At 43.5% G+C, this 7305-nt stretch carries 6 protein-coding genes, 1 tRNA gene and 1 pseudogene; 7 read left to right on the forward strand and 1 reads right to left on the reverse strand.

What is annotated here, in order from left to right; translation table 11 throughout:
- Positions 1–49: 49 nt before the first annotated feature.
- The 7 genes and pseudogenes from ACLQ3M_RS00005 (at position 50) to ACLQ3M_RS00035 (ending at position 5434) form a co-directional block, all read left to right on the forward strand.
- Positions 50–126: transfer RNA gene (locus tag ACLQ3M_RS00005), tRNA-Pro, on the forward strand.
- 193 nt (positions 127–319) lie between these two features.
- Positions 320–796: a class I SAM-dependent methyltransferase gene (locus ACLQ3M_RS00010; protein WP_411675673.1), complete on the forward strand. Its 477-nt coding sequence runs from the start codon at positions 320–322 to the stop codon at positions 794–796.
- Positions 792–917: pseudogene (locus ACLQ3M_RS00015) on the forward strand (integrase core domain-containing protein); the annotation flags it as partial. The gene ACLQ3M_RS00010 and the pseudogene ACLQ3M_RS00015, both read left to right, overlap by 5 nt.
- 139 nt (positions 918–1056) lie before the next feature.
- Positions 1057–1767, forward strand: a complete 711-nt coding sequence (locus ACLQ3M_RS00020) for a hypothetical protein (protein WP_411675668.1) — start codon at positions 1057–1059, stop codon at positions 1765–1767.
- Positions 1768–2233: 466 nt separating this feature from the next.
- Positions 2234–3130 carry a LysR family transcriptional regulator gene (locus ACLQ3M_RS00025; protein WP_411675669.1) on the forward strand — a complete coding sequence of 299 codons (897 nt, stop codon included), beginning with the start codon at positions 2234–2236 and terminating at the stop codon, positions 3128–3130.
- Between the two features lie 265 nt (positions 3131–3395).
- Entirely contained in the window at positions 3396–4676 is a 1281-nt protein-coding gene (gene larA, locus ACLQ3M_RS00030) for a nickel-dependent lactate racemase (protein WP_411675670.1), read from the forward strand.
- Positions 4677–4708: 32 nt separating this feature from the next.
- Positions 4709–5434 (forward strand): MIP/aquaporin family protein, encoded by a 726-nt coding sequence (locus ACLQ3M_RS00035; RefSeq protein ID WP_411675671.1) that lies wholly within the window; start codon positions 4709–4711, stop codon positions 5432–5434.
- A gap of 167 nt (positions 5435–5601) precedes the next feature.
- On the opposite strand, the gene ACLQ3M_RS00040 is transcribed toward ACLQ3M_RS00035, so the two are convergent.
- A complete protein-coding gene (locus tag ACLQ3M_RS00040; protein ID WP_411675672.1) occupies positions 5602–6903 on the reverse strand; it encodes a glycoside hydrolase family 18 protein in 1302 nt (433 codons plus the stop codon).
- Positions 6904–7305: the final 402 nt, after the last annotated feature.

The following is a 7305-nucleotide window of genomic DNA, read 5'->3' on the forward strand; positions in this document are numbered from 1 at the left end:
TTCGAATCCTTCTTCCGCAGCCAGGCTCCGTTTTCGGGGCCGTATTTTTCGAGGTGTGGCTCAGCTTGGTAGAGCGCTACGTTCGGGACGTAGAGGCCGCTGGTTCGAATCCAGTCACCTCGACCAAAAAATCCATGTGTTAGGGTGCGAACCCACACATGGATTTTTTATATCCGCTGTGATATAATATTTATTCATTATTTTGGTATTGTAACAGGTGAAGATTTCAATGTATATGGGAAATTTATTTTATTGGAATGATAAATTTGAAGTAAGAGGTCAGAAATTGATGCAGCCGGAAGGCTGCCTGGTTAATGATATGATTTGTCTTCCTAAAAACGGAAGAGCTTTGGACTTGGCTTGCGGTGACGGGCGCAACGCGATATTTTTGGCTGCACACGGCTACAAAGTAACTGCTGTTGATTTCAGTAATATCGCTATTGAAAGATTAAGCCGGTTTGCTTCAGAAAAACAATTGAAGATAAGCGTATTGCAAAAAAATCTTTGTGCAGAAGAATCCTACCTTGATTTAGGGGAATTTGACTTAATTCTTATTAATCATTATCGTTTAGAGAATAATATTTACCCTATTTTAGAACGACATTTGAAACAAGACGGAATTTTATGGGTAAATGGTTTTTGTGAAGTACCGGAAGATAATTCTGATATTAAGCACGAAGATATTATTACTCCAATAGATTTTCATGGGCTGAAGCTATTAACTTGTGAGAGTAAGAAAAATTATAGAATTGGTATGAGAAAATTTATAAGGTATATCTGGAGAAAGCCTGTTTAAAAATCTCTATGAGGCCAAAGAAATCATTGAAGACTGGCGAAATGAATATAACCACCTTCGGCCGCACGGTTCTCTGAATAATTTGACGCCAACAGAATATGCCAAGAAGGTTTCAGGGTGATTTCTAACTTTCTATCTGGACGACTTTGACTGAATGAGAACCGGCCGGCGCAGCCCAGAAGCCCCGGGGACTGTCAGTAATCGGAAATATTAAGGCCGTTTTGGAGTGGCGGATTATTTCATTAAGAGCGGTGAAGATTATGCAAATTGACGCAGTAGACGAATTTAATAAAGAAGGCCATTTGATCTATTCGAGCAATTTTATTGGTGCTTATGTTCGCGGCAAAACGCAAGAAAAAGCTTTGCAGAAGTTTTCTTCTGAAATTGCGCAGTATTGCCGCTGGCTTGGAACCTATCGGGAAGATGGAGAATGCACGGTTTCCATTATACAGAAAAAGCAAAGTGATTTGCAAATATGCGACGCAGATTCCGATGTGCTTTTCGAAAGTGAAATTGCTCCTCTTACAATGGAGGAATACAAAAAACTGTATGCTTTAGCCATGAAGTCTGCATGGGATTTTTTGACTCTGTATCGCTCGATTCCCATAAAGGATAAGTCGGTAGTTCAGCCGAGAAAAACGTTTTACGGGATGATACCGACTACCGCCGAAGAAATGTATGTGCATACAAAGAACGTGAACAATTACTATTTTGGAGAAATCCAGGTTTCTGCTGAAAATGAGCCTGATATTTACACTTGCCGGCTTCGCGCTTTTGAAGAATTGGAAAAGCAACCGGATTTTTTGAAAAACATAGTCTTTGACGGAAGTTATGGAGAACAGTGGTCGCTGCGAAAAGTATGCCGCAGATTTGTTTGGCACGACCGAATTCATGCAAAAGCAATGTTCAAAGCTGCCGTAAAATTATGCGGAAAAGATGAGATTGCAAATCCATTTTATTTCGCAATATGAGTATTACGGGAAGTTGGCAAATAGCATAGATAAAACGGTGAGATTTTATTTTCCGTCCTACGCAGAGCCGGACTGGCGCATGGCCTTGGCAGCCGAATCTGCGCGCAACTCAAAGGCTCGCCGCCAAACTGAAAACGACTCTTTCCTGCCGGGTTTTCGAACCCGGCATTTTTGCACCCTCTCACGGGTGGTTTTGTGCGCCTACTAACGACCGTACAGCCGTACATCGGGATGGTCATTTTATGGACACCTCTTTGACGCCGCCGGCCTTGATATTTTCCGCCACTGCTTTCATGTCCGCTTTGTCATCGGCGCTTAGGCGGTCCCTGTCCTGTGTGACAAAGCTATATTTATTAACGAAAGCATGATAAAATGAGGAGAAGCGAAGGAAAATCAGTAGGGGTTTTGCCGGGATCGATCGTCTTTTAGAAAAAGACGAATTTATGAATAGAGGAAGAAATTAAAGATGAAAGATCTGCCAAGCATGCAGGAATTGGACAATTTTATTGTATACTGCAAGGTGCAAAACTTCACCCTTGCGGCAAAACAAGCGAACATCACGCAGTCGGCGTTTAGCTTTCAAATGAAAAAGCTAGAGGAAACGTTAGGAACTAAGCTGATATTTAGAAACAACCGTGGCAGTCATCTCACTCCGGAGGGAGAATATTTTTATGAAAAAATCAATAAGATCATGCCGGAACTCTTCCAAACAATTTATGAGCTGCAACAGGCGAGTAGTGAAAAAACATTGGAACTCAAAGTTGGTGTAATGACTTCTTTGGGAGACATCCTGATGAACCGGCATGTAAACTATTATCAGCAGAATAATAAAAATCTGTTTATTACCGTATACAGCATGGAAAAGGATGAGTTAATTCATTCCCTGAATAACGGGATTATCGATATAGCATCTGCTTTTCTTTTGGAGGACAGTAAGGTTGATAGCTTTGGAAAAACAAAATTCCGTACCGACAATATGGTTTATTATGCTCCAAATATAAATAATTTGCAGGATACGGTTGATATCCAAACGATGATGAAATACCCGCTGGTTAAATATCCGCCGAATTATTTTATGAGCGATGTTAATGAACGGTATTTCAGTCGGATTGGTCAAATGCCAGTTATCGCGGCGCAGCTTTCTTCACCGTATTCTATTATCCAGTATTGTCAGGAAAACCGCGCAGGCACGCTTCTAACAGAGCGTTTGCTCAATACGATGAACGTAAACACGGGCGAAGGCTATTATGCAATCAATCCGGCTGATTCATTAAATGTCTATTTGGTATATAAAAAAGATAATCCTAAATATTTCGGGATGAAATCATTTATCGATTATATTAAAAGCTTATATAAAGAATAGAGCTTCGGCAGGCCTAAAACGGAAATTTATGCCAGCAGTTTTTCTTATCACAGCCATCTTTTAATCTGTCTATACAATTGTATCACGGTGAACTATAATGCTTCTTGTTAGATTACAGCATTTCCAATTTTGATTGAGCATATGAGCATGTCCCTCCCCTCGCCGAAGGCGTGGGAGGGACATGAGTAAATTCTACAATTCAACTGGAATTGCTGTAGGTACAAGTTGCAACAAGTACTAAAAAAGCGAATGCAGGGAGAATGCTATGAATTATGTTAATCTTGATCTGCCTTATGACAGAAAAGTAATTACGGCTCAATTTGAAGAGAAAAATTTATCTGGAGTTCTGCGCTCAAAATCAGACAGCTTTCACGCGGATCAGTCGGAAAATGAACTGGTTGAAGAATCTCTTGATCACCCGATCGGTTCTCAAAAACTGGAAGAGTTAGTCCGCGGGAAAAAGAACATTGTTATCATTAGTTCGGATCATACCCGCCCGGTTCCCTCTAAGATTATTACGCCCATTTTGCTTCGTCGCATCAGAAGCGTCGAACCGGAAGCGGATATTAAAATCCTTGTTGCAACAGGTTTTCACCGTCCCTCTACAAGGGAAGAATTGGTTGAAAAATATGGGAAAGAAATCGTTGAAAACGAGCAGATTATCATGCATGTTTCTACGGATGATTCCGTTATGGTGAAAATCGGTACACTCCCGTCAGGCGGGCCGCTGATTATTAATCGTGTTGCAGCTGAGGCTGATTTGCTGATTTCTGAAGGATTTATTGAATCGCATTTTTTTGCGGGATTTTCAGGCGGCCGCAAATCTGTTTTGCCGGGAATTGCATCCTATAAGACTATCATGGCAAATCATTGCGGCGAGTTTATCGATTCACGTTGGGCACGCACCGGCAACCTTGAACATAATCCGATTCATGAAGATATGGTATACGCAGCAAAAAAAGCAGGACTGAAATTCATTTTGAATGTTGTTTTAAATAATAAAAAACAAATTATTGCTTCCTTTGCCGGTGACTGCGAAAAAGCACATCTTAAAGGCTGTGACTTTGTTCGGGATCTGTCAAGAGTCAATAGAATTCCATGTGATATTGCGGTTTCCACGAACGGCGGCTATCCGTTGGACCAGAACATTTACCAGGCCGTAAAAGGAATGACAGCCGCGGAGGCAACCAACAAAGAAAACGGTGTTATTATCATGGTAGCCGGATGTGCCGACGGACACGGCGGCGAAGGCTTTTATAAGAATCTTGCCGATGCGAAAACTCCGCAGGAGTTCTTAAATAAGGCTGTTGAAACAAAACGGCAGGATACAATTCCGGATCAGTGGTCTTCGCAGATATTAGCGCGTATCCTTTCGAAGCATCATGTCATTATGGTTTCAGACCTCGTAAATCCGAAATTGGTTTCAGATATGCATATGGAGCTTGCAACAACGTTCGAGCAAGCACTGAACCGCGCCTACGAAATAGAAGGCAAAGATGCTAAGATTACCGTTATTCCGGACGGTCTTTCTGTAATAGTAGAATAATGTGATAGAAACAAAAGAAAGAAGTGTAAATTGTGCATTACAGTCTGGCAGTCAGGGCAGTATGTGAGATGATCGGTACGGCTATTTTGATCTTATTTGGCAACGGCGCTGTGGCGAATGTTGATTTGAAGGGGACCAAAGGTTACCATAATGGGTGGATTCTGATCGCGATCGGCTACGGCGTGGGCGTTATGATTCCGGTTCTTATGTTTGGCCCAATCAGCGGAGCCCAGATTAATCCGGCTATGACGCTGGGGCTGGCGGTAAACGGTCTTTTTCCATGGTCGGAGGTATTGATCTACATCATAGCGCAGCTTATCGGCGCGATGCTTGGTCAGATCGCTTTGTTTGCAATTTATTATCCGTTTTACAAAAAGACGGAAGATGCCAGTCATATCTTGGGCACATGTTCGACAATTCCGGCCGGCGATTATTTCAACGGCTTTATTGCAGAGTTTTTCGGCACATTTCTGCTGGTCTTAGGAGCCATGTTCATTTTAAATTCGACCGCGTTAAAATCAACAGTAGGGATCGGTCAGCTTGCTCTTGGATTTCTTGTCTGTACATTGGTTGCTTCGCTTGGCGGTCCTACCGGTCCGGGACTTAATCCGGCTCGGGATTTAGGCCCCAGAATCGTACATAGTATGCTCCCTTTGGCGAATAAGGGCAAGTCGCAATGGGCTTATGCGTGGATTCCTGTGGTTGCCCCGATTGCGGGCAGCATGATTGCTGTTTTCCTATACAAGATGATAGTCTGACAGCTCAGGCCCTGAGTCATTTTCACTTGAACCGCGAAACGCCACCCATTGCTTTCGCCGGCGGCGTTACTACGGTATGGTTCGATTGCGGGTGGCAAGGCGGTCTTGCAAAGAACTCGGCCGCTGGGCGGGGCCTCAGATGAGCAACCCCGCAGCATTTTTTCATGTTAACCTAAAGCAGTCTGCACCATGCGGAGAAGCGTTCCGCTTCGGTCAAAGGAGAGCTCCCATGCACCGACACCAAGTAGATTCTTGGAAACCGCATATTGTGTTTTCCTCTGGATGGAGGAAGCATCTTCATAACTGATAAACGTGGAACCATTAAAAAGGTACGGTACCATTGCGGTGGCATCATAGAATTTTCGGAAAGAGGTATTTCCGGCATATTTAGATTGAATCGCGTCGTACCCTATTGCAACACCCGATGCAAAATGCTGCCACAGTCCGTTGTTCACATTTGGAACTCCTTGGTATACATATCCGTAAAACGGTACTCCCATCACCATCTTTTTCGCCGGAAAGCCGTGATTCAACCAGCTGCGAACCGCACCGTCCACACTTGATTTATCCTGCGGCGAAGGACCGAACGGTATGGTAAGCGGAGCGTTAAAATCAGTGTATGTATCCCAATTTCCGTGAATGTCATAGGCCATAATCGTTCCATAATCAACATACAGCGCAATATTTGAAATGTCGATGCCTGCAGCGTAGCTGCCGCTTGCCTCACCCGCAAAAGAAAGGATATAGTGTTTGTGATCCGCAATACCCTGCCTGTCCAACTTCTCGCGGAGCGTTTTTAAAAGCAAGCCGAAGTTTGTTTTATCCTCGGGTCGGGAGACATTAGTGCACAGGCCACCTCCCGTCGGATACTCCCAATCAATATCCACTCCGTCAAAACCGTTCGCCTTAATAAAACCGACGACGCTGTCCGCAAAGGCAGTTCGGGAGACATCCGTTAAGGCCATATCGGAAAAGCGCTTTGAATCATCCCACCCGCCAACAGAAATCACGGTTCTCAACGAGGGATAACTTTTTTTCAGCGTTCGGAGTTTATTAAAATTTGAGTAGTCGATATTGTCGTCGCTTACTGCAATCTTGAGATCAGTTCCAATCATGGCAAACGCATAGTTGAGAACTGTTAAGCCGGAAGCATTGACTTTGTCCGGTGTAAACCCGGAGTAAGCCGCCCATCCGCCATAATAGCCGACCATGATACGGGCAGGGTGCAAAAAGGGCAAAGGCACCACAGCAGAAGCGCTACTGGAAGCGGAGGAAGCTGTGCTGGAAGAAGCCGAAGCCGACGTCGCAACAGAAGAAATTGCCGATTTATAAGAAGACGATGCTGCCGAAGATGCAACTGACGAGAATGGCTTTGATTCCGATTGGGAAACCGAAATTGCAGGGGAGGAAGAAGCAGGTGAGATCGTTTTGCCGGGTGGTGCTTCTTTTGCAGCATTGATGATACTCAATGTTTCCACAGCCTTCGATGTTATTCCATTTGTCTTTGCTAAAAGAGTGTCAGCCCTGCTTTGTGGGGTAATCATTGCTAGAACGGTAAATATCAGTGTGGGAATGATAAGCCGAAGCTTTTTCCTAATGAAATACGTTTTCGTATGAATCCCCCTTTTTTTTGGATTGCTCCCATCGATCGAACTTATGACATCAATAGTAACATTGTAAAATTCCCTTTTCAAACATCAAAAATTACCAACACCTTGGTTTGTGATTGGGGCAAAATGGGGGGATGGAGCGGTATCATAGAAGTGCAGAGGTCAAACACCCAAAATGTGATAGAATTAAGGAAAGAATGATGGGGTGTTTGAAATGCGCAAATATGATAAGGAATTTAAAGAAGAAGCAGTCAAACTGTC

This window comes from Caproicibacter sp. (genome assembly GCF_046707225.1).
Lineage (GTDB): Bacteria > Bacillota > Clostridia > Oscillospirales > Acutalibacteraceae > Caproicibacter.

Bases quoted from the DNA above. Each gene is read 5' to 3' on its own strand.
- ACLQ3M_RS00025 (WP_411675669.1), top strand. From the start codon at position 2,234: ATGAAAGATCTGCCAAGCATGCAGGAATTGGACAATTTTATTGTATAC.
- larA (WP_411675670.1), top strand. From the start codon at position 3,396: ATGAATTATGTTAATCTTGATCTGCCTTATGACAGAAAAGTAATTACG.
- ACLQ3M_RS00010 (WP_411675673.1), top strand. From the start codon at position 320: ATGATTTGTCTTCCTAAAAACGGAAGAGCTTTGGACTTGGCTTGCGGT.
- ACLQ3M_RS00020 (WP_411675668.1), top strand. From the start codon at position 1,057: ATGCAAATTGACGCAGTAGACGAATTTAATAAAGAAGGCCATTTGATC.